Origin of the sequence: Bacillus sp. N12A5 (assembly GCF_026790125.1) — a bacterium.
Lineage (GTDB): Bacteria > Bacillota > Bacilli > Bacillales > Bacillaceae > Bacillus.
In genome coordinates, this window is sequence record NZ_JALAMR010000016.1 from 151,383 (window position 1) to 170,616 (window position 19,234).

Consider the following 19,234-nt stretch of genomic DNA (forward strand, 5'->3'; position numbering starts at 1 on the left):
CACAAGAAAAATGTCAATTATAACTCACCCAAAAAAGCGCCAAAAACTTCATTGCCTAATAATTTCCCCTGATGAGTCAAACAAACGGCTTGCTCTGCATTGTGAATCAGCCCTTTTTCAGAGAGGTCAGTTAATACGCTTGGAAAAAGTTCATCCAAGGAACGACCGTATTTTTCTGCAAATCGTTTTTTGCTGACACCGGCTGTTTTTCTCAAGCCTAAAAACATTTCTTCCTCAATTTGTTCTTCTATTGTCACCTCATGTGTATCTCTGTACGGAAAGCCTTTCTCAGCTACCAGATCAATGTAATGTTTGACAGGTCCGGCATTTACTGTCCGTGTGCCGCTGATATATCCGTGTGCCCCTGCTCCAAAGCCGAAATATTCCTCGTTGCTCCAATACGTCAGATTGTGCTTTGATTCCATACCTGCCTTGGCAAAGTTGCTGATTTCATATTGATGAATGCCGTGAGCTTCCATGCGGCTCATCACCATTTCATACATTTCGGCTTCCTGCTCCTGCGCCGGCAGATGGAGACGGCCTTTTTGCATCAGATTATAAAATACCGTTTTCGGTTCTACAATGAGTGAGTACACGGAATAATGCTCGGCACCCAGCGATAAAGCGGTATTTAAAGAATGATCGAGATGCTTGAGGGTTTGGCCCGGAAGCCCGAACATTAAATCAAGACTGATATTGTCAAATCCGATTTCCCGCGCCCTTTCAAAAGAGGCAAATACATCTTTTTGTTTATGCACTCGGCCGATTTTTTCCAACAGATCGTCTTCGAACGTTTGGACACCGAAGCTGAGGCGATTTACGCCTGCTTCTTTTAATATCTTTAGTTTATTTGCGGACAAGTCGTCCGGATTCGCCTCAACAGCAAATTCCGCTAAGGCGCTAGAGGGCTTCAGCACTCGAATGATCATGTCCATCAGCTTTTTAAGCTGTTCCTCAGACAGGGAAGTCGGCGTGCCTCCTCCGATAAAGATCGTTTTGAGGTCAGGCTGTCCTGTTTTTGCAATTGTATTTATCATTTCCTGTTCAAGCCCGTTTAAATACTCGTCTACAGGCTGGCTTTGAATAAAATATTTATTGAAATCGCAGTAGTGGCAAATGTGCTCACAAAATGGGATATGGATATAAGCTGATTTCAATGAATTCACCTTCTTTACAGAAAGAAGCCGCAGTACGGGACTGCGGCGGCTTCTATTGTTTTTTCGGACTGTCGTCCATTTTCAGAACTGCCATGAATGCTTCTTGCGGCACTTCAACTGAGCCGACCTGCTTCATTCGGCGTTTACCTTCTTTTTGTTTTTCAAGAAGTTTCCGTTTACGTGAGATGTCCCCTCCGTAACATTTAGCCAATACGTTTTTACGCATTGCTTTTATGGTGGAGCGGGCCACGATTTTCTGGCCGATTGCGGCTTGTACCGGAACTTCGAACTGCTGGCGCGGAATAAGCTCTTTCAGTTTTTCAACGATCACTTTTCCGCGTTCATATGCGTAATCACGGTGCACGATAAAGGACAGCGCATCGATTTTTTCACCGTTCAGCATAATGTCCATTTTCACAAGCTTAGACGGTTTGTAGCCAATTAGTTCATAATCAAATGACGCATAGCCTTTTGTGCTTGATTTCAGCTGATCAAAAAACTCATATACGATTTCCGCTAACGGCATGTCATAAATAATGCTGACACGGTTCGCGTCTAAATACTGCATATCAATGAAATTGCCGCGCTTGCCTTGGCAAAGCTCCATAACAGCGCCTACGTAGTCATTCGGCACCATCATCGTCGCTTTTACGTACGGCTCCTCAATCCGTTCGATCTTTTGAGGGTCCGGCATGTTGGACGGGTTGTCGACAACGACCTTTTCGCCGTCTGTCATATACACGTCATAGATAACGCTTGGCGCTGTCGTAATCAGGTCGATGTTGAACTCACGCTCAATGCGCTCCTGAATGATTTCCATGTGGAGCATGCCTAAAAATCCGCAGCGGAACCCAAATCCAAGCGCTTGTGAAGTTTCTGCTTCATATTGAAGCGCGGAATCATTCAGCTCTAGTTTTTCTAGAGCTTCCCTTAAATCATTATATTTTGCTGTATCAATTGGATACAATCCGCAGTACACCATCGGGTTGAGCTTGCGGTATCCCGGCAGTGCTTCGTCTGCAGGATTGGCAGCGCTGGTAATTGTATCACCGACACGAGTGTCACCGACATTTTTGATAGAGGCAGTCAGGAAGCCTACATCACCGACCGTCAGTTCATTTGTCGGAGTCGCTTTCGGAGTGAACACGCCGACTTCTGTTACTTCGAATTCTTTGCCGGTTGCCATCATTTTGATTTTTTGTCCCGGCTTTACCGTTCCCTCAACAACTCTGATATACGCTACGACACCGCGATAGGCGTCATAAAGCGAGTCGAAGATCAGCGCTTTGAGAGGCGCCTCCGGATCCCCGGTCGGAGCCGGCACCTTTTCTACGATCTGTTCTAAAATTTCTTCAATCCCGATACCGGCTTTCGCTGAAGCAAGCACGGCTTCTGATGCATCAAGGCCGATGACATCCTCTACCTCTTGGCGCACGCGTTCAGGCTCGGCGCTTGGGAGATCAATTTTATTGATAACCGGAAGTATTTCAAGATCGTTGTCAAGCGCTAAGTAGACATTGGCGAGCGTCTGCGCTTCAATTCCCTGTGCTGCATCCACGACAAGAATCGCCCCTTCACAGGCAGCTAGGCTTCGGGATACTTCGTACGTAAAGTCGACGTGTCCCGGCGTATCAATCAGATGGAAAATATATTCTTCTCCGTCTTTTGCTTTGTATTTAAGCTGAACAGAGTTTAACTTAATGGTTATGCCCCGTTCACGTTCAAGATCCATAGAATCGAGCAATTGTTCTTTCATTTCTCGTTGAGTGATTGCCGACGTTTTTTCTAAAATACGATCCGCTAAGGTCGATTTTCCGTGGTCAATATGGGCAATGATAGAGAAATTCCGTATTCTCGACTGCCTCTCTAAACGCTTTTCTTTATCTGTCACAATCTATCACTCCTACTATTAAACGCAAAATACACTAGCTTAGATTATAACAATAGGAATGTAAAGATTCAATGTAAAACAAGAAAGAGAAAAGTCCCCTGTCATACCTGGGCTGCTTTTCTCTTTCACGCACCTATTGATTCAGATTCCGTATCCATTCATACATCGACTGTGCCGTATTGGTTACGGTGTCCGAAAGCGCTTTTCCGGCTTTTGAGAACATATTGAACGTTTCCACCTGTTCCAGCTCTTTCTGTTTTTCTTCTAAATCTTTCGCCGTAACTGTTTCTCCTAAGATCGAGGCTTCTTTTTCATTATTTTTTCCATCGGTGAGCGTAAACGCCCCCTTAAGTGAAGGGTCATGATAGCCTTTCATACTTAGCATTCCGTTATTCGCCTGCTGCATGCCAAACAGCACGCCTAAAAACATGATCGTGACCAGCAGCAAGCATTTGCCAAAGTAAGCAATCAAATCAACCACCTATTTCTTATTGTTTTTTCGTCTCGCCGCTTTCCGCGTTGACCTTTTCAGCATCCCAGTACATTTCGCTGAAGATGTCCGCGGCTGCGTCAGCCGCACGCTGCAGCTCTTCAAGATTATTATCCACTCCGCCAAATTCGAGCAAAAGCGCTCTGTCGGTTAAATCCTGATTGTAAACACCATTATCGCCCGGCGAGCCTTTTGAAAAGACACCTGTGCTGAGTCCAGGATATTTTTTCTCCATCAGCTTATGAAGCTCGCTTGCAATTTTATAGTTTTCTTCGAAGTTTTTGCTTTTTTTGCCGACGACAAAGGCTACCCTGGCATAAGTTTTCCCTTTAATGGTTGCGGTCGTGTCTTTTTTACGCCGCGAGTCTCTGTGGATGTCAATGATATATTGCAGATTTTTGTTTGAGGCGAGCGCGTCTTTGACGACCGGCCTTGATTCATCATAGGATCTGGCATAGTTTAAGCCTTTTTTGTTCAGTTTTGCCTGTATATCGGTTTTGTTCACTGTGGCTCCGATGCCTTGTGATTCAAGTGCTTTTCCAAACATATCTCCTACCAGCGTGACATTGGCTTTAGAATGGCGCGCCATATCAGGATCGGTCTCGCCTTTTAATAGAGGGAGATATGATTCCGTGTTGTGCGTGTGATAGATAAAGACAACCTTTTTATCTCCTGTTGTTTGTTTCGGCGGATCTTTTTGCGCACTGTCTGATTGTGTTTGCTGTTTTTCAATCTCTGCCAAATTCGCTTCTCTTTCTTCCTCCATCACCTTAGATGGGGGCGGTGATTCCGCCGGCATATTCGTATAATCCGTGCCTTGTCCAGCTAGCAGTATCTCAGTATCAAATTGTGCAAACCCCGGCAGCTCCCGGCCGAGAAAACTTCGCGGATCTTCTAGGTTAATGCTCGTCGCCAGCTTTAAAGAAAGACGCGATAGATGAAATGAGCTGTCGGTTTGGGAAAGGTCAGAGGCGAAATAATGGTTTTCCATCCGCAGCAAGTGTGCAAACACGTCACCCGGCAATTCTTCAGCAATCCCGTAAAAAGAGTCAGACGACGGTCTCAGTTCCGGCCGGAGAGACGTCAGCACACCGGATAGAACAAAAATCACGATAAGGCTTGCGATAAATAGAAAGATGGCTTTTACCGCTTTCCCGCCATTTACCGCAACAACAATTTGTCTGTTTCTGCGTTTATTTCTCATTGAATCCCTCCAGCGCTTGTCTAGTAATTACTCTATGAACAAGCTAGAGGAAGTAGAACAGTTTAGTGATTGTAGGAGCCTTTGTTTTCTTGTGACACTTTTTCATGAAGCGCTGTGTTTAACCCGTTCGCCAGCACATTGGCCATATCGTCGATAAATGAATCAACTTCCTTCGGCGTGACCATTAAATTGTGGCCTAAAGGTGCCAGCACCTCGTGAATGAGCTGCCGTTTTTCATCCTCTTCAAGGGTTCCGACAATGCCGAGGAACGATTGGCGCTCCTTTTGGTCTGGAAGATCTTCTTCAGTGAGCACTTTCTTTTTCCCAAACGTCATACCCGCCGGAACAAGCGATCTTGACGGCCTGTTATCTTTCATTTCCCTGCCAAAATGTTTTAATATGTAGTCTACCGTGTCGCTGGCAATCGTCACCGCGTCAACGACCGTCGGAACACCGATGGCGATCACCGGTACGCCAAGTGTGTCTTCGCTTAAATCTTTCCGTTTATTTCCAACACCAGACCCCGGGTGAATGCCTGTGTCCGATATTTGAATGGTTGTGTTGACCCTTTCTACTGCCCGCGCCGCCAATGCATCAATGGCAATGACAAAATCGGGCTGCGATTGCTCAATCACACCTTTAATAATGTCGCTAGTTTCGATTCCCGTAATCCCCATCACCCCCGGTGCAAATGCACTGACAGGCCTGTAGCCCTCCTGCACGTTTTCCGGCTGCAGCTGAAACAAGTGTCTTGTGACCAAAAGATTTTCTACAGCCATCGGTCCCAGCGCGTCAGGTGTCACGTTCCAGTTGCCGAGCCCGACGATCAAACAGCTCGCATCTTTTGAGATCTTAAGGTTTTCAAGAAAAGCCGAGAATTCCTCCGCAAAAACAGCAGAGACCTTTTCCTGCATTTCCGAATCATTCTCTCTGATTCCTTGCGCCTCAAGCGTTAAATAGCGCCCTTCTTTTTTTCCGGAAAGCTCCGCACCTTCCTTTGTAATATCAACAGTACGGATTTTAATGCCGCCTCGATCCCGTTCTTTTTCAATAAAGCCTTTAATTTCTTTTGCCGGCACAGCCTGCTGATTGGCCATCGCTTCCTTCGTTTCCACTGCCAAATCGGTACGTATCAAATACTGATTAACATCCAGTTCACTCTTTTTCATCAGGGAGCCTCCTTCACATTCAGTACCTCTATTGTTGCCATTTGCTGAATGAATCATGCTAAAAAGAGATCCTTCAATGAAAAATACTTTACATTTATATTGCAATCTAAAGTTGTGTTTGATAGAATACAATTTGTTCTATTGTGAAGAAGATTTAACCTTAAGACACTGTGCTACAGGTTGTATCTTAGGAGGTGAAACACATGCCAAACATTAAATCAGCGATTAAACGTACAAAAACAAACAACGAACGCCGCGCTCATAACGCGACAATCAAATCTGCTATGCGTACTGCAATCAAACAAGTTGAAGCTTCTGTTGCAAACAACGAAGCTGACAAAGCGAAAACTGCTCTTACTGAAGCAGCTAAACGTATTGATAAAGCAGTGAAAACAGGTCTTGTACACAAAAATACCGGTGCTCGATACAAATCAAGACTGGCTAAAAAAGTGAACGGACTTTCTGCATAATATAAAAACGATCCTCAATATTGGGGATCGTTTTTTTCATTTCTCTTTAACAGCTGTAAAAGAAACAGTTCGAGCAGGAGCTGCTTGTCCTTTTTCCCGGTTTTCATCTCATAGTCCATCACGGCAAGCTGTTCAACAATTGACCGAAGCTCCGCCTCTGAAAAAAGCCTTGCTTGATCCATCGCCAGTTTGACCCGAAACGGGTGAACTTTTAAGTTAGAAGCGATTTGCTTCTGTCCGTATCCTTGTTCCGCGAAGTATTTTGTCTGCAGAATCAGCCGGAACTGGTTCGAAATAAGCGCCATGATTTTGATCGGTTCTTCATTTTGTTTGAGCAAATCATAAAAAATTTGAAGGCTTTCCGTTCGTTTGCGGTTGACGATTTTATTGATCAGCTCAAAAATATTTTGTTCCAGGCTTCTCGCGACAAGCATTTTCACATCATCAAGCGTAATTTCTTCACGGTCTCCAATAAACGTGCAGAGCTTTTGAATCTCTTGAAAAATCGATGACAGATGTCCATTCACAAGCAGAACCAAATGCTCCGCCGCTTCAGTGCCGATTGTTTTCTGCTCGGTTTTTGCAAGGTTCATAGTAAAATCTGTTGTCTCTTTTGCGTTTAATTCCTTTGCCTCCATCATAAACGCATGTTTCTTTAGCGCTTTCGTCAGTTTTTTCCGCTCATCCAGCTTTTCATACGGGGCAAGCAGGACAAAGACCGTGTAAGGCGCAGGCGATTGTATATATGACTCAAGTGCACTGACATTATGCTCAATTTTTTCTTTTTTCTTTTCACCTGTTAAAAAATATGGGTTTTTCACAATAACAAGACGCCGCTCCCCCATAAACGGAAACGTTTCAGCATCAGCAATCGCTTGGTCCAGCGGGTCCTCTTCCAAATCAAAAACGGATAGATTGAAATCCTTTGCCTCCTGATCAATGACCGTCTGTCTGATCCTGCTGACGGTTTCTTGCAGCAGATACGTCTCTTTTCCGAATAAGCAATAAACCGGATGGACATCTCCTTTTTTCAGGCTTTTCCACACATCAAATACCATTGTTGTACGACTTCCTCTCTTTCATCATCCCCTTCTATCCTAAATTGAGTTTGCAAAATAGTAAAGAGGAAGCCTGACTGCTGCTTCCCCATTTATATTAAACGCCTGTTCGCAAGCCCCCGGGACAGCTTGTAAAAAGGCGATAATCACCAGAACAGAAAACGTTACCTTCGCTTCTAGATTTTTCAAAACAATTCCATTATACTTAAATCAGTCAGGAGGGATAAAGTTGAATGATTTTGAAAAAAACGTTCAAAGCAAACGAAATGATGCTGTAGATTCAGCTGTTGGTTTTGTTGTGTCCTTCGGATTTTTCGCCTTCTTGTTTGTCATGGCAACGGTTATTCACCTGGTTGGTTCATAACAGCGACTGCCCGGGCTGCTGATTTCTCGGCAGTCTTTTTTAGTTCGTCTCCGTTATATCTGATGTATCATATGGAGGATAGACAGAAAAGGTTCCATCTCTGTTTTTATATCTATACTGAATCGTTCCGTTTTGATCAGTGCGCAGCACGCGGATGGAATGTTTCTGTAATATTTGCAAAACTTCTTGATGAGGGTGATGGTACCGATTGTTTTCCCCTGCTGAGATAATTGCCGTTTTCGGCTGAAGCTGTTTGATGAATTCCTCACCTGTAGAGCCTTTGCTCCCATGGTGCCCCACCTTTAACACGTCTGCTTTTATATTCGGAAACATGTTCATCACCTCTTGTTCTCCTTCTTTCTCGAGATCACCTGTTAAGATCCAGCTCATCCCGCCCGTTTTCATCCACAGAACGAGAGAAGAATTATTTTTGCTAGCCGGATCAGGCGTTTCCGGCGACAGTACATGAAACTGCAAATCCTTGATTTGCAGTACATCGCCTCGCTCCACCTCTTCAATTTCCACTCCTTCTCTTCTGGCAGTCTGCAGCACTTTCTCGTCTTTAGGTTCAGAAACGAACCCTTTCGGAATGACAAGGCGCTTCACTTTTTGATGCTTCAGCAGAGTCTCTGCCTCTCCGATATGATCTTGGTCAGCGTGCGTCAAAATTAATGCATCAAGCTGTTTGATCCCCTTGGCGGTTAAAAACGGAATCAGCACTTTTTCCCCGAGAGAAAACGGATGCTGCTTTTCCCGCCAAGACTCAGACGAGTAAGACAAGGTGCCGCCAGTATCAATTAAGACATGGCCCTGCTGATGCGGCGCGCCAACATACATGCTGTCACCCTGGCCGATGTCAATCATATCGACTTCTCCTTCGGAACTAAGACGCGGATACATCAAGAGAAGGCAGAGCACAGCACAGTACATACCCCCAGTTACCGCCAGCTGCCAAAAGGAACGCTTTTCAATCGACATAAGCAATAGAATGATCGTGGCCGTGAATAGAAAAAGCAGAGCAGGTGCAGGATGTGCAATGAGAACCGTGAATACATCAATATCTGCAATTGTTGTGATCAGCCTGTTGGTCCAGCTCATCAAGAAATCAAACCAACTGAAGAAAAATCGACCTGCCGAAGCGGAAAGGCTTAATAGAAGAACACCCGCTACAGCCCCCGGCAAAATACAGAACGTATAAAAAGGAACCATCAGCATATTCATCGGTATGCTGATGATAGAAAACTGATGAAAATGATACAGGAGAATCGGAAGCGAGCCCAGCTGAGCGATGAGTGATACCATTGTCAGCTGACCCAGAGAGGTTTTAACCTGCTGAAAAATAGAAGAAGAAAGAATTAAAGAATAACTGACGGCGAACGACAGCTGAAAACCGGCTTCAAAGAGATGGTAAGGATTGAAGAGCAAGAGTACGATGTATGAAAGACAGATTGCACCGGCAGAGTGTATCCGCCATTTGACGAGACTTCCAGCTAAGTATATCCCAGACATCAGAGCGGCGCGAAGCACTGAAGGAGCAGCGCCTGTCAACATCACATAGAGCGGCAGAAAAAAGAGCAAGAGGATTGACGCCTTCTCTCTAGTTATACCAAGACGGATTATGATATAAAACAATGCGGCTGTCAAAATGCCGACGTGGAGTCCTGAAATCGCCAAGAGATGGACGACACCAAGCTTTTGATACGCATTAAGCACTTCGTCTTCCACATAAAATCTGTCACCGACTGTAAGTGCCTGTACAATTCCTGCCGAATCAGGAGGCAGCAGGCCGTTTGTGAATGATACGATATATTTTCTCAAACTGAGCAGCTTATACTTGAAATGTGAAGGTTTGCTGCAGTTTTGGATTGATGTGACAGAGTAGTTCCAGTGAATATGCTGCCTGTACAGATACTCTTTATAATCAAATGTGCCGGGCACGGTAGCATGTTTAGGTTCTTCCAATGCGCCAGTCAATTCACATGCCATTCCGGGTTCTATATTTGACAGCTGATCTTTTTCATCAGGAGACTGAATGCGATACGAAGCAGCCCATTTTTCGCCATCAGGCGTCTTAGTAATCATAGATATACGATCACCGTCAATTTTAGGAATACTGTCAATCACCGCCTTTAATTGATAGGTGCCCTTCTGATATAAAGAGACATTCTGGGAATCTGTGACTGCATACAGTGCAAAAAACAATATAAAAGAGAAGAAACAAACATAAATGAGAAAAACGTGTCTCGTTTTAATGGATATGATGAGGAGAAAGAGGAAGAAGAGAAAAACAACGGGGAAATAAGCGGCGGCAGTAATTCCAGCAGTTGCAGAAGCTGCCGCCAAAGGCAATATCAAACGCGAATGACGCATGAATCACACATAGCTCGTGAAAAGTTTATTCGCCTGCTCATGTATCTTTTTCAAATCTTCCTCTGCAAGACCTGCATCTGCTAGCTTCTCTAAAAGCCCAGCTACAAATGAAAGCTTTTCCCTGTTTTTCAGATCAACGATCATTTCATCGAGTTCAACCTGTTCAACAGTTACACCCGCCTGTTCAAATAATTCCTGCGCATACGGATGTGTTTTGTAATCCTCCGCATAGTAAACTGTTTTGATACCAGCTTGAATGATAGATTTACAGCATTGAATGCAAGGGTAATGCGTCACATAAATCTCCGCTCCATCAGTCGGCACTCCGAACTTAGAGCATTGGAGAAGGGCATTCATTTCAGCGTGAATTGTTCTTGCACAATGATCATCTATCATCAGGCATCCTTCGTCTGCGCAATGCACGCCGCCCGCGATTGACCCGTTATAGCCTCCCGCTATCATGCGTTTGTCTCTGACTATAGTAGCGCCGACAGACAATCTCGGGCAGGTGCTGCGCAGCGCCAGTAAATGGCTTTGAGCCATAAAGTATTGATTCCATGAAATTCGTTCCACTTTGTTCCCTCCAAATGTTGTGTTGCCTGACCTTTAGTTTACCTATCATTACACATGACCGTCAAATCACTTTACTGTAATGGAAGACTTTATTTTTTCAAATGACTTTTCACCTATTCCTGAAACCTTAGTGATATCTTCAATTGTCTGGAAACGCCCGTTTTCTTCCCGGTATGCAATAATGGCTTCAGCTTTTGATGGCCCGACCCCTGAGATGCCTTGTAATTCCTCTAAGGTTGCTGTATTGATATTTACCAGAGATCCCTTCCCCCCATCACTTTTGACTGCGCCTCCGGTTCCTTGGGACACCGCTGACTCCTCTCCCTTTTTCGGGATATACACCACTGTCCCGTCCTGCAGCAGCTCCGCCAAATTCACTTGCATGTCGTCTGCTTGTTCACTGGTCCCGCCCGCTTTCTCAATTGCCTGAGATACTCTGTCTCCTGTTCGCATTTCATAAACGCCTGGATGCTTGACTGCACCTTTGATGTCAATCACAATTGTTTCGTTTGACTCATCTTTTACTGCTTCCTGCTTTACCTCCGGTTTTTTTGTCTCAGTTGAAACAGCCTGCTTCACCGGCTCTTTGTTTTTTTCGCTGGCAAGGATGAAAATAAACGCTGCGAAAACAGCTGCAGTAGCTGCTAAAATAATCGCTTTTTTATGCTGATTCAACCAAATCATCGTGCATGTTCCCCGCTTTCGTCATATTTTATTGTCATCACACATATGGTTTAGAGGATATAGCTCAAAGGAGGGGAAACCAGTGAAGATAGGCTTTATCGGCACAGGAAATATGGGTACGATCCTTATAGAATCATTTATCGAGTCAAAAGCAGCCGATCCCTCAAATATAACAATCACAAACCGCACAATTGATAAAGCATTGCGCATAAAAAAACGCTACAACAGCATAAACGTAACAGAAAGTCTGGAAAAGCTTGTTTCTGAAAACGAAATGATTTTTATTTGTGTTAAGCCGCTGGATATATATCCTTTATTAGCAAGAGCGGTGCCTTATTTAAGAAAGGATCATATCCTCATTTCCATTACAAGCCCAGTACAAACTGAACAGCTTGAACAGTATGTGCCGTGCCAAGTGGCGCGAGTGATTCCAAGTATAACGAACAGGGCGCTTGCAGGTGTTTCTCTTGTCACTTTCGGCACAAGCTGCGGAGAAACGGCAAAAACGAAAATCAATGAGCTGATGGAGCACATCTCTCATCCGCTGCAAATTGAAAGTGATATCACGCGGGTGGCATCAGATATCGTAAGCTGCGGTCCCGCTTTTATGAGCTATCTGATTCAGCGGTTTATTGATGCGGCCGTGTCAGAAACGTCAGTGTCTAAACAGGACGCTATTCTGATGTGTAAGGAAATGCTGGTCGGAATGGGAAAACTGTTAGAAACCGAATTGTATACCCTGCCTGCATTACAGGAAAAGGTTTGCGTTAAAGGCGGTGTGACAGGAGAAGGCATTAAAGCGCTTGAAAGCGGTGTACAGGATATGTTTCACCGGGTATTTCAAAATACCCATTTGAAGTACGAGGAGGATATTTCAGCAGTGAAAAAGCAATTTCATGTGTAGGCGAGTATGTCATACTTTTTTCTGTCCTGCAAAAGCACAAAAAAGCATTTTAAAAAACCATCGTCTTAGGAAACGATGGTTTTTGATTTCTGCGCCTTGAAAAACAGGCGTTCTGATTGTGCTGATGGCTCTGAATCCGTAAAATCAGCTGTCACGCGATGAAGCTGAAAGCCGCAGCTCTTCAGCATTTCTTCGTATTCCCCCACTGAGAACGTTCTTTGCTCGTGCGTCTCATCAAAACGGTCATACGCTTCTCCGTTCCACACAAAAAACGACATGTCATGAATGACAGATAGCCCTTCACTTCCCGCAAAGCTCTGCCAAATATAGCTGATATCTTCGTCCTGGTCAGCAAATGTGCTATCTGGAAAAACCTCAGCAATTTTATATGATGAATGAACATCAAACAGCAAAATGCCTTCAGGCTTCAATACCCTAAATACACTTTTAAAGGTTTCGATGACATCATTTTTCGTTTTTAAATAATTTAATGAGTCGCAGCATATTGCAACAGCATCAAACTGGCCCTCAAAGCCGCTAATCTCACGCATATCCTGCTGAAGAAAAAGAATCGGCTGGTTACTAGAGACCTTTTGCTGGGCATAAGAAAGCATTTCCTCACTGAGATCGATGCCGGTGACCTCGAAGCCTTTCTCGGCAAGCCGGATTGAGATTTCTCCCGTGCCGCATGCCAAATCAAGGATACTGCCTTTTTCCGGGAGAGATGCTTCAATCCACTTTGTCCATTGATCGTAAGGTGCGTGTGACATTAACTCGTCATACACGCTTGCAAAACCTTGATAAATCATTGATTCATTCCAAGCTCAAGATCTGCGAGCGGAGCGTCTCCCCACAGCTTTTCGAGGTTGTAATAGCTTCTTTCATCCTTGTGGAAGACATGGACAATCACATCACCAAGGTCAACGAGCACCCATCTTGCTTCATCGAAGCCCTCCATCTTTTTGACTTGAATGCCGTTTTCTTCAGCCTGATCCTTTATTTCACGAGCAATCGCCTGCACCTGTTTATCTGAATTCCCGTGGCAGATCAGAAAATAATCAGCAACTAGAGAAATGCCTTCCATATCCAGTGCTAAGATATCCTCTGCCCGTTTATCATCGCAAGCCGCAGCTGCAATCTTTAAAATGGACTTTTGGTTCATTCACAAACTCCTCCTGTTCAGTTGCCAGACACAAGCCAGTTATACGTTAAAAACGTGTCTGGAAAAACCGGTTGATTTTTTTTCATAAGAAATATCATTGTATTTTTGATGGATTGAATCAGCGCTTGATTCAAATCTGTCTCAGCAAGCTTACGTACCTCATCGACACCGGGAAAGGCCCGGTTAGGCTCAATATAATCAGCAACGTAAATGACTTTTTCTAAGAGTGTCATGCCGGGGCGCCCAGAGGTATGATACCTGATGGCGTCAAGAATGTCTTCATCTTGGATCCCCGCTTCTCTTTGGACTAAATATGCGCCGACCGGAGCGTGCCACAGCTCCGGATTATGATCCAATAGATGCGAAGGCATTTTTTCGCGCGCAATAATTTGTTTCATTTCTTCTTTCGGGCGGAATTTAGCGTAATCATGAAAGATAGCCGCTGTTTCTGCTTTTTTGGAGTCGGCTCCAAAACGCTCCGCTAGTTCGATCGCCGTGTTCATCACGCCAACTGTGTGGATATATCGGTGTTCGGTCAATTGCTGCTTAACGCAGGCAAGTGCCTCCTCACGATTCATATAAACCATTCTCCTCTACATACTTCTTCACTTTATCAGGGATTAAGTAGTCAGTGGGCTTCTTGCTTTTAAACCGTTCCCTTATCATAGTAGATGATACCTCAAACTCCGGAACGTCTGCAAAGAGAAGCGGATAAGGGGTTTCAATATGAAAACCGGGGCGCTTTACTCCAATAAATTGAATGAGGTTCAGCAGCTCGTCCAGCTTATACCATTTCGGCAAATATTCAATCATATCAGCACCAATAATAAAGAACAGCTGATCATTAGGATAACGCTGCTTCAGTAAAGAAACAGTATCAAAGGTATATGAAGGCCCTTCTCTTTCCATTTCAGCCAGCTCCAGCTTAAAGGACGGATTAGACTGTATCGCAAGCTTCAGCATTTCCACACGATGAAAGCTGTCCGTATAGTCTTCGTCCTGTTTATGCGGCGGAATTTGATTGGGCATAAACCAAATTTCATCAAGCCCCGCCTGATACAGCACCTCATTGGCCATTAAGAGGTGACCGTTATGCGGAGGATCAAACGTGCCTCCGAAAATTCCGATTTTCTTCATTTCAACCACCTTTAAGGAAGCTCGATTTGTTTATTTTCCCTTGATTCCTTATATAACACAATCGTATTGCCGATTGTCTGCACCAATTGAGAGCGGCTTCCTTTTACAAGAGCCTCCGCAACATCATTTTTATCATCTTCGCAATTCTGAAGAACACTGACTTTAATCAGCTCTCTCGCTTCAAGCGCCTCAGCAATTTGTTTAATCATGTTGTCGTTTACTCCGCCCTTGCCTACTTGAAAAATCGGCGTTAGATGATGCGCTTTTGAACGTAAAAAACGTTTTTGTTTACCTGTTAACATTCTGTTCCTCCTAATTTTCCTATTACAATGGATCTCATTTTTTCAATATCAGGCTCTTGTCCAGTCCACAATTGGAAAGACAATGCTGCCTGTTCAACAAACATGCCCACTCCGTCTAGTGTTTTCAGGCCTTTTTGTTTTGCTTCTTTTAAAAGAGCCGTCTGAATTGGATTATACACGATATCACATACGACAGCACTGCTTGCTGCATGCTTTAATGAAAGCGGCACTTCGTCCACGTTCGGGTACATGCCTACAGACGTTGTATGGATGATAACATCATACTGCTCAAGCCGCTCTTCTGCTTCTTTTATGCTCAACACTTCTTTATTGTGAAACGAGGGAGTGGATTCTGTAAGCTGCTTTGCTTTTTCCAACGTCCGGTTACAGATGTCAAACCTTTTTGGAACCTCTCGGGCAATTGTTGTAAAAATGGCTCTTGCCGCACCGCCCGCGCCGATCATTAAGAATGACAGTTCTGAGATAGGCTTGTCCAATACCTTCAATAATGACTTCACAAAGCCTTCCCCGTCGGTATTGAATCCGACAAGCTTGTCTCCCTCTCTTCTGACGGTGTTTACGGCACCGAGCACTTTTGCACTTTCATCAATATGATCCAGATAATCCATAATGGAAACCTTATGAGGGACAGTCACATTAATTCCTTGTACGCCAAGTGCTCTTATTCCTTTTACCGCATCTTCCAGATCATCTTCTTCTACTTTGAAGGCATGGTAATGTCCGTCTAATCCGAGATCTATCAATGATGCGTTATGAATATCAGGTGACATGGAATGGGCAATCGGATTACCGATAACTCCGTACAGCTTCTTCATACTCCTCTCCCCTTTTTACTAAATTAATGAGCGCCGAACAAATACGTGAACGCCTTTTGGCGCGTAAGCCGTTATTTTTTTATCGGCATCATGCACTGTTACCCAGCCTAACCCGGAGAATACGATATCTGTCTTTTTGTCTTTTATCGTAAACGTATGGGCAACCAATTCCGGAAACTCATCTATTTCATCTTTTCCCGGAGGTGTGAGCAATTCCCCTGCATGCTTTTCATAAAGCGCGTCTGCATTCTCCAGCTTTGTTCTGTGAATCATCAGCTCATTCGGCATATAGCAAACAAAAGGAGATCTATCTCCGGACACATAATCGAACCTTGCAAGTCCGCCGAAATACAATGTTTGCTGATCATTAAGCTGAAATGTGCGAGGCTTCAGCTCCTTTTTAGGAGATAGTATTTTCAGATCCTTTTTATTGACATAATGCGCCATTTGATGGTGGTTGATAATTCCCGGCGTGTCATAAAGCGCTGAGCCATCATCCAGCGGGATTTCAATTGCATCAAGGGTTGTGCCCGGAAATTGAGATGTCGTAATAATATCTTCTTCCCCTGACACTTCTTTAATAATCCGGTTAATAAAAGTTGACTTCCCTACATTGGTACACCCGACAACATAGACGTCTTTGCCATTGCGATAATGCTCAATCGCATCAATCACTTCTCTGATCCCCTGGCCGCGTCCCGCACTGACCAAAAATACGTCAACCGGCTTTAAGCCAAGCTCCTTCGCTTCACGCTTCATCCACTGGATCAGACGCTCTCTTTTCAATGACTTAGGCAAAATATCTGCTTTATTGCCAACCAATAAAATAGGGTTTCCTCCCACCAAGCGCTGCAGCCCATTGATCCAGCTGCCGTTAAAATCAAAAATATCAACAATTTTAACAACGAGTGAATCCGTTTCCCCAATTCCGTGAAGAATGTTTAAAAAATCATCATCCGTTAAGGAAACATCTTGTATTTCATTATAGTTTTTCAGTCTGAAGCAGCGCTGGCAAATCACATTTTCTTTCGTAAGCGATGCTGGCGGCGCGTAACCCAGACCTGTTTTGTCTTCGGTTTGGATTGCAACTCCGCAGCCGATACAAACAACCTTTTCCATTTCTTACTCCTCCCACTGAATGTGCCCTTTTCGTTTGAGAGCACTCAGTATTCTGCGTTCGACCTGGCGGTTAAAGCGCGTAATGAATCCGTCAGAGGAAGCAACAGGCACGACCAAAATTGTATGGTAGCCGTTTCGGTTTCCCCCGAGCACATCGGTCAGCAGCTGGTCTCCGATGACAACGCAGTCCTCTTTTTTCAGCTCCATATTGCGCACCGCCCTGTTAAAAGCTTTGCCCATCGGTTTTCTTGCTTTATAGATGAATGGGATTCCAAGCGGTTCAGAGAAAAGTTTTACTCTTCTTTCATTATTATTAGAGACAATCGTCACTTTAATGCCGTGCTCCTTCATTTCTTCAAACCACTCGATCAAACGCGGCGTCGCGTTCGGTCTGTCCCACTCAACAAGCGTATTATCCAGGTCAGTAATAATCCCTTTTACATTTCGTTCCTTTAATTTCTCAGGTGTAATATGAAAAATATTTTTTACAAACTCGTCAGGTAAAAAAAACTTTTTTAACAAAACCCGCACCCTTCCCTTTTCTTTCTCTTTAAAATGATTGTCGAAAAAAATCGAACTTGCGCCTAAAGAAAAACTGAGCAAAAAAATTTCGACAAAAATTGGGTTTCTTCACCAGGTGTGGATAAAATTACACACACTATCCACTCTTATTACATCACTCTTTAGACAAATTATAAACACGATACTCACAAGTTATCCACTTTTTGGTGTGGATAACAGAACGATTGTTCTTATATGCATTTCATGGTAGATTAAAGATAACTTCAGCTCAGATGTACGCAACTTACCAATGTATGCGTCAAAATCATGAATGATTCCAACTTTTAAGGAGGTGTCTCTCCCATTAATTGGGTTCCTAGCATGAGAAAACTGTCTGATGAATTACTAATAGAATCTTATTTCAAAGCCACCGAAATGAAGTTAAACCGTGACTTTATCGAGTTAATTGAAAACGAAATAAAAAGAAGATCGCTCGGACATATTATTTCCGTATCTTCTTAATAGGAATTTGTCAATTTTTCCGGGCGTATTTCCTTTTTTTACTCAGATGACTGATATTATATCACTTCGGTTACGCGCTTTACTACTGTTTTCAGCAAAAAACACCCCTAAAAAGAGGTGTTTTAAAGGGCTGGTTATCATGCAAACCAATATATGCCGCCCACAACCAGGAGAACAACAACTAAAACAACGATAAAAGCGTATCCATACGCTCTGCTGGCGCCATATGGCCAGCTTCCGAAAGGATACGAATAAGAATAACCGCTGCACATGTGAAGCGCCTCCTTTAATAAGGTTTTACAACAGCCTATGTAGGAGAAGTAAAATGGCTTAGGCCGTTGTCCGGCTCAGCGCTTCAAAACCTGCCCATCTTGTATTCCTTCAAATACAATCCTTGCCCCTTTAGGTGTCATATGATTGCCTGAAGGATCTATCAGACCGGATTGGATAAGCGCTTCATCAGTTGCTTTTCCGCCGTCTGCTTCTATAAAATGCTTCCAGTTGTCTACAAGAGGGACATCCAGGCGCTTCGACACATCTCTTGTAATATCGTTGTATGAGTTGTGCCATTTCCTCGCCCCGCCTTTCGGTTCAAAAGCAGCTGCTTTATATCTGGAATAGTAAAAGAGATGGTTCTTCCCGTTTCCTTCAATAATTGGGATACATGTCATTAAGATCGGCTTGATTCCGTGTTTTCTGCTTTCTTTAATAAAATAAACCAGATTTTCTCTAAAACGCTGTTTCGACACTCTCGGTTTTCCCTCAGTTAGGATCGCGGCGTCATTGGTTCCAAACATAATAAACAAATGCTTCGGTTTTTGTTCCAGCACATCTGTCTGAAACCGCAGACGGGCATCCTCTGTTGTCTGTCCGCCAATTCCCGCATTGAGTATATCTAGCTTTCCTCGTTCAGCTGTTTTTAATATATTGACCCACTGCTGTGCTTTGGGATAGTCGCGATAGTCCCAATTAGAGCCTCGCGTATTGCTGTCACCAAATGCCACAACGTCTTCGTATCCCTTTCCATCGCATCCCGCTGCAATGAACAGCAGAAGGAAAAGGATAAAAAAATGTTTCATCTTTACACCTCCAAAAGCCTCACCTTAATGTTATACCTCTGTTCTCTTTCGTTCAACGAAGAGTTTTTTGTTATAATTGTTTTTTCCTATTGTTTAACGTGTCCCCCTCAGTGAAAATCATGCTGCTTTCCTTTTTGCATATCTGGTGATTCTGTTAAAATTCCCTTCTTCTCAATTGAAAAAACACGCAGGCTAAAGGAAAGACAACCTGAATCCGTACTGGAAACAGGTTATCCCTTAAC

The 19,234-nt window shown here is 43.8% G+C and carries 24 protein-coding genes; 4 read left to right on the forward strand and 20 right to left on the reverse strand.

Features of this window, described 5'->3' with window-relative positions; translation table 11 throughout:
* Window positions 1-17 precede the first annotated feature (17 nt).
* From hemW to gpr, 5 genes are all read right to left on the reverse strand, one after another.
* Window positions 18-1,157, reverse strand: coding sequence for a radical SAM family heme chaperone HemW (gene hemW, locus MOC09_RS16480; RefSeq protein WP_268367179.1), 1,140 nt, complete (start codon window positions 1,155-1,157; stop codon window positions 18-20).
* A 52-nt stretch (window positions 1,158-1,209) separates the two neighbouring features.
* Window positions 1,210-3,048, reverse strand: a complete 1,839-nt coding sequence (lepA, locus tag MOC09_RS16485; protein WP_003237100.1) for a translation elongation factor 4 — start codon at window positions 3,046-3,048, stop codon at window positions 1,210-1,212.
* 133 nt (window positions 3,049-3,181) lie between these two features.
* Window positions 3,182-3,520, reverse strand: coding sequence for a YqxA family protein (locus MOC09_RS16490; RefSeq protein WP_268273889.1), 339 nt, complete (start codon window positions 3,518-3,520; stop codon window positions 3,182-3,184).
* A 16-nt stretch (window positions 3,521-3,536) separates the two neighbouring features.
* Window positions 3,537-4,742, reverse strand: coding sequence for a spore autolysin SpoIIP (spoIIP, locus tag MOC09_RS16495; RefSeq protein WP_268361212.1), 1,206 nt, complete (start codon window positions 4,740-4,742; stop codon window positions 3,537-3,539).
* A gap of 62 nt (window positions 4,743-4,804) precedes the next feature.
* Complete coding sequence (gene gpr, locus MOC09_RS16500) at window positions 4,805-5,911, reverse strand: GPR endopeptidase (RefSeq protein ID WP_268361213.1); 1,107 nt, start codon at window positions 5,909-5,911, stop codon at window positions 4,805-4,807.
* 203 nt (window positions 5,912-6,114) lie between these two features.
* On the opposite strand from gpr, the gene rpsT reads away from it, so the two are divergent.
* Window positions 6,115-6,381: a 30S ribosomal protein S20 gene (gene rpsT, locus MOC09_RS16505; protein ID WP_010330723.1), complete on the forward strand. Its 267-nt coding sequence runs from the start codon at window positions 6,115-6,117 to the stop codon at window positions 6,379-6,381.
* Window positions 6,382-6,395: 14 nt separating this feature from the next.
* Here the strand turns inward: rpsT and holA are convergent, their stop codons facing one another.
* Window positions 6,396-7,439: a DNA polymerase III subunit delta gene (holA, locus tag MOC09_RS16510; RefSeq protein ID WP_268361214.1), complete on the reverse strand. Its 1,044-nt coding sequence runs from the start codon at window positions 7,437-7,439 to the stop codon at window positions 6,396-6,398.
* A 39-nt stretch (window positions 7,440-7,478) separates the two neighbouring features.
* Window positions 7,479-7,628 (reverse strand): hypothetical protein, encoded by a 150-nt coding sequence (locus MOC09_RS16515; RefSeq protein ID WP_003229985.1) that lies wholly within the window; start codon window positions 7,626-7,628, stop codon window positions 7,479-7,481.
* 40 nt (window positions 7,629-7,668) lie between these two features.
* Here MOC09_RS16515 and MOC09_RS16520 point away from each other — a divergent pair, with 40 nt between their 5' ends.
* Entirely contained in the window at window positions 7,669-7,803 is a 135-nt protein-coding gene (locus tag MOC09_RS16520; RefSeq protein WP_003229983.1) for a YqzM family protein, read from the forward strand.
* A gap of 39 nt (window positions 7,804-7,842) precedes the next feature.
* Here MOC09_RS16520 and MOC09_RS16525 read toward each other — a convergent pair whose 3' ends face one another.
* The 3 genes from MOC09_RS16525 to MOC09_RS16535 all read right to left on the reverse strand — a co-directional run bounded on the left by MOC09_RS16525 (window position 7,843) and on the right by MOC09_RS16535 (window position 11,430).
* Window positions 7,843-10,173, reverse strand: a complete 2,331-nt coding sequence (locus tag MOC09_RS16525; RefSeq protein ID WP_268371120.1) for a DNA internalization-related competence protein ComEC/Rec2 — start codon at window positions 10,171-10,173, stop codon at window positions 7,843-7,845.
* A 3-nt stretch (window positions 10,174-10,176) separates the two neighbouring features.
* On the reverse strand, window positions 10,177-10,746 hold the full coding sequence (locus tag MOC09_RS16530; protein ID WP_268361217.1) for a ComE operon protein 2: 570 nt from the start codon (window positions 10,744-10,746) through the stop codon (window positions 10,177-10,179).
* A gap of 66 nt (window positions 10,747-10,812) precedes the next feature.
* The gene (locus MOC09_RS16535) at window positions 10,813-11,430 is read right to left on the reverse strand and encodes a helix-hairpin-helix domain-containing protein (RefSeq protein ID WP_268361218.1); all 618 of its coding nucleotides are present in this window, start codon (window positions 11,428-11,430) and stop codon (window positions 10,813-10,815) included.
* 82 nt (window positions 11,431-11,512) lie between these two features.
* Between MOC09_RS16535 and comER the strand changes: the two genes are divergently transcribed.
* Window positions 11,513-12,334, forward strand: coding sequence for a late competence protein ComER (gene comER / locus MOC09_RS16540; protein ID WP_268361220.1), 822 nt, complete (start codon window positions 11,513-11,515; stop codon window positions 12,332-12,334).
* A gap of 65 nt (window positions 12,335-12,399) precedes the next feature.
* On the opposite strand, the gene MOC09_RS16545 is transcribed toward comER, so the two are convergent.
* Genes MOC09_RS16545 through MOC09_RS16580 form a run of 8 tightly spaced genes read right to left on the reverse strand, consistent with a single transcriptional unit; the run spans window position 12,400 to window position 17,412 of the window.
* Entirely contained in the window at window positions 12,400-13,143 is a 744-nt protein-coding gene (locus MOC09_RS16545; protein ID WP_268361221.1) for a class I SAM-dependent methyltransferase, read from the reverse strand.
* A complete protein-coding gene (gene rsfS / locus MOC09_RS16550; protein WP_003237112.1) occupies window positions 13,140-13,496 on the reverse strand; it encodes a ribosome silencing factor in 357 nt (118 codons plus the stop codon). Before rsfS ends, MOC09_RS16545 begins: the two co-directional genes overlap by 4 nt.
* A 17-nt stretch (window positions 13,497-13,513) precedes the next feature.
* The gene (gene yqeK, locus MOC09_RS16555) at window positions 13,514-14,074 is read right to left on the reverse strand and encodes a bis(5'-nucleosyl)-tetraphosphatase (symmetrical) YqeK (protein ID WP_268371123.1); all 561 of its coding nucleotides are present in this window, start codon (window positions 14,072-14,074) and stop codon (window positions 13,514-13,516) included.
* Window positions 14,064-14,633, reverse strand: a complete 570-nt coding sequence (locus tag MOC09_RS16560; RefSeq protein WP_003226135.1) for a nicotinate-nucleotide adenylyltransferase — start codon at window positions 14,631-14,633, stop codon at window positions 14,064-14,066. Before MOC09_RS16560 ends, yqeK begins: the two co-directional genes overlap by 11 nt.
* An 11-nt stretch (window positions 14,634-14,644) precedes the next feature.
* Window positions 14,645-14,935 (reverse strand): ribosome assembly RNA-binding protein YhbY, encoded by a 291-nt coding sequence (gene yhbY, locus MOC09_RS16565; protein WP_268361223.1) that lies wholly within the window; start codon window positions 14,933-14,935, stop codon window positions 14,645-14,647.
* Window positions 14,929-15,771: a shikimate dehydrogenase gene (gene aroE / locus MOC09_RS16570; protein ID WP_268371124.1), complete on the reverse strand. Its 843-nt coding sequence runs from the start codon at window positions 15,769-15,771 to the stop codon at window positions 14,929-14,931. Before aroE ends, yhbY begins: the two co-directional genes overlap by 7 nt.
* Window positions 15,772-15,789: 18 nt before the next feature.
* On the reverse strand, window positions 15,790-16,890 hold the full coding sequence (yqeH, locus tag MOC09_RS16575; RefSeq protein WP_268361227.1) for a ribosome biogenesis GTPase YqeH: 1,101 nt from the start codon (window positions 16,888-16,890) through the stop codon (window positions 15,790-15,792).
* 3 nt (window positions 16,891-16,893) lie between these two features.
* On the reverse strand, window positions 16,894-17,412 hold the full coding sequence (locus MOC09_RS16580) for a YqeG family HAD IIIA-type phosphatase (RefSeq protein WP_003226126.1): 519 nt from the start codon (window positions 17,410-17,412) through the stop codon (window positions 16,894-16,896).
* Window positions 17,413-17,772: 360 nt separating this feature from the next.
* Between MOC09_RS16580 and MOC09_RS16585 the strand changes: the two genes are divergently transcribed.
* Window positions 17,773-17,913: a sporulation histidine kinase inhibitor Sda gene (locus tag MOC09_RS16585; RefSeq protein ID WP_268361229.1), complete on the forward strand. Its 141-nt coding sequence runs from the start codon at window positions 17,773-17,775 to the stop codon at window positions 17,911-17,913.
* 137 nt (window positions 17,914-18,050) lie between these two features.
* Here MOC09_RS16585 and MOC09_RS16590 read toward each other — a convergent pair whose 3' ends face one another.
* Complete coding sequence (locus MOC09_RS16590) at window positions 18,051-18,185, reverse strand: hypothetical protein (protein WP_268361231.1); 135 nt, start codon at window positions 18,183-18,185, stop codon at window positions 18,051-18,053.
* 75 nt (window positions 18,186-18,260) lie between these two features.
* Entirely contained in the window at window positions 18,261-18,992 is a 732-nt protein-coding gene (locus MOC09_RS16595) for an SGNH/GDSL hydrolase family protein (RefSeq protein ID WP_268361233.1), read from the reverse strand.
* Window positions 18,993-19,234: the final 242 nt, after the last annotated feature.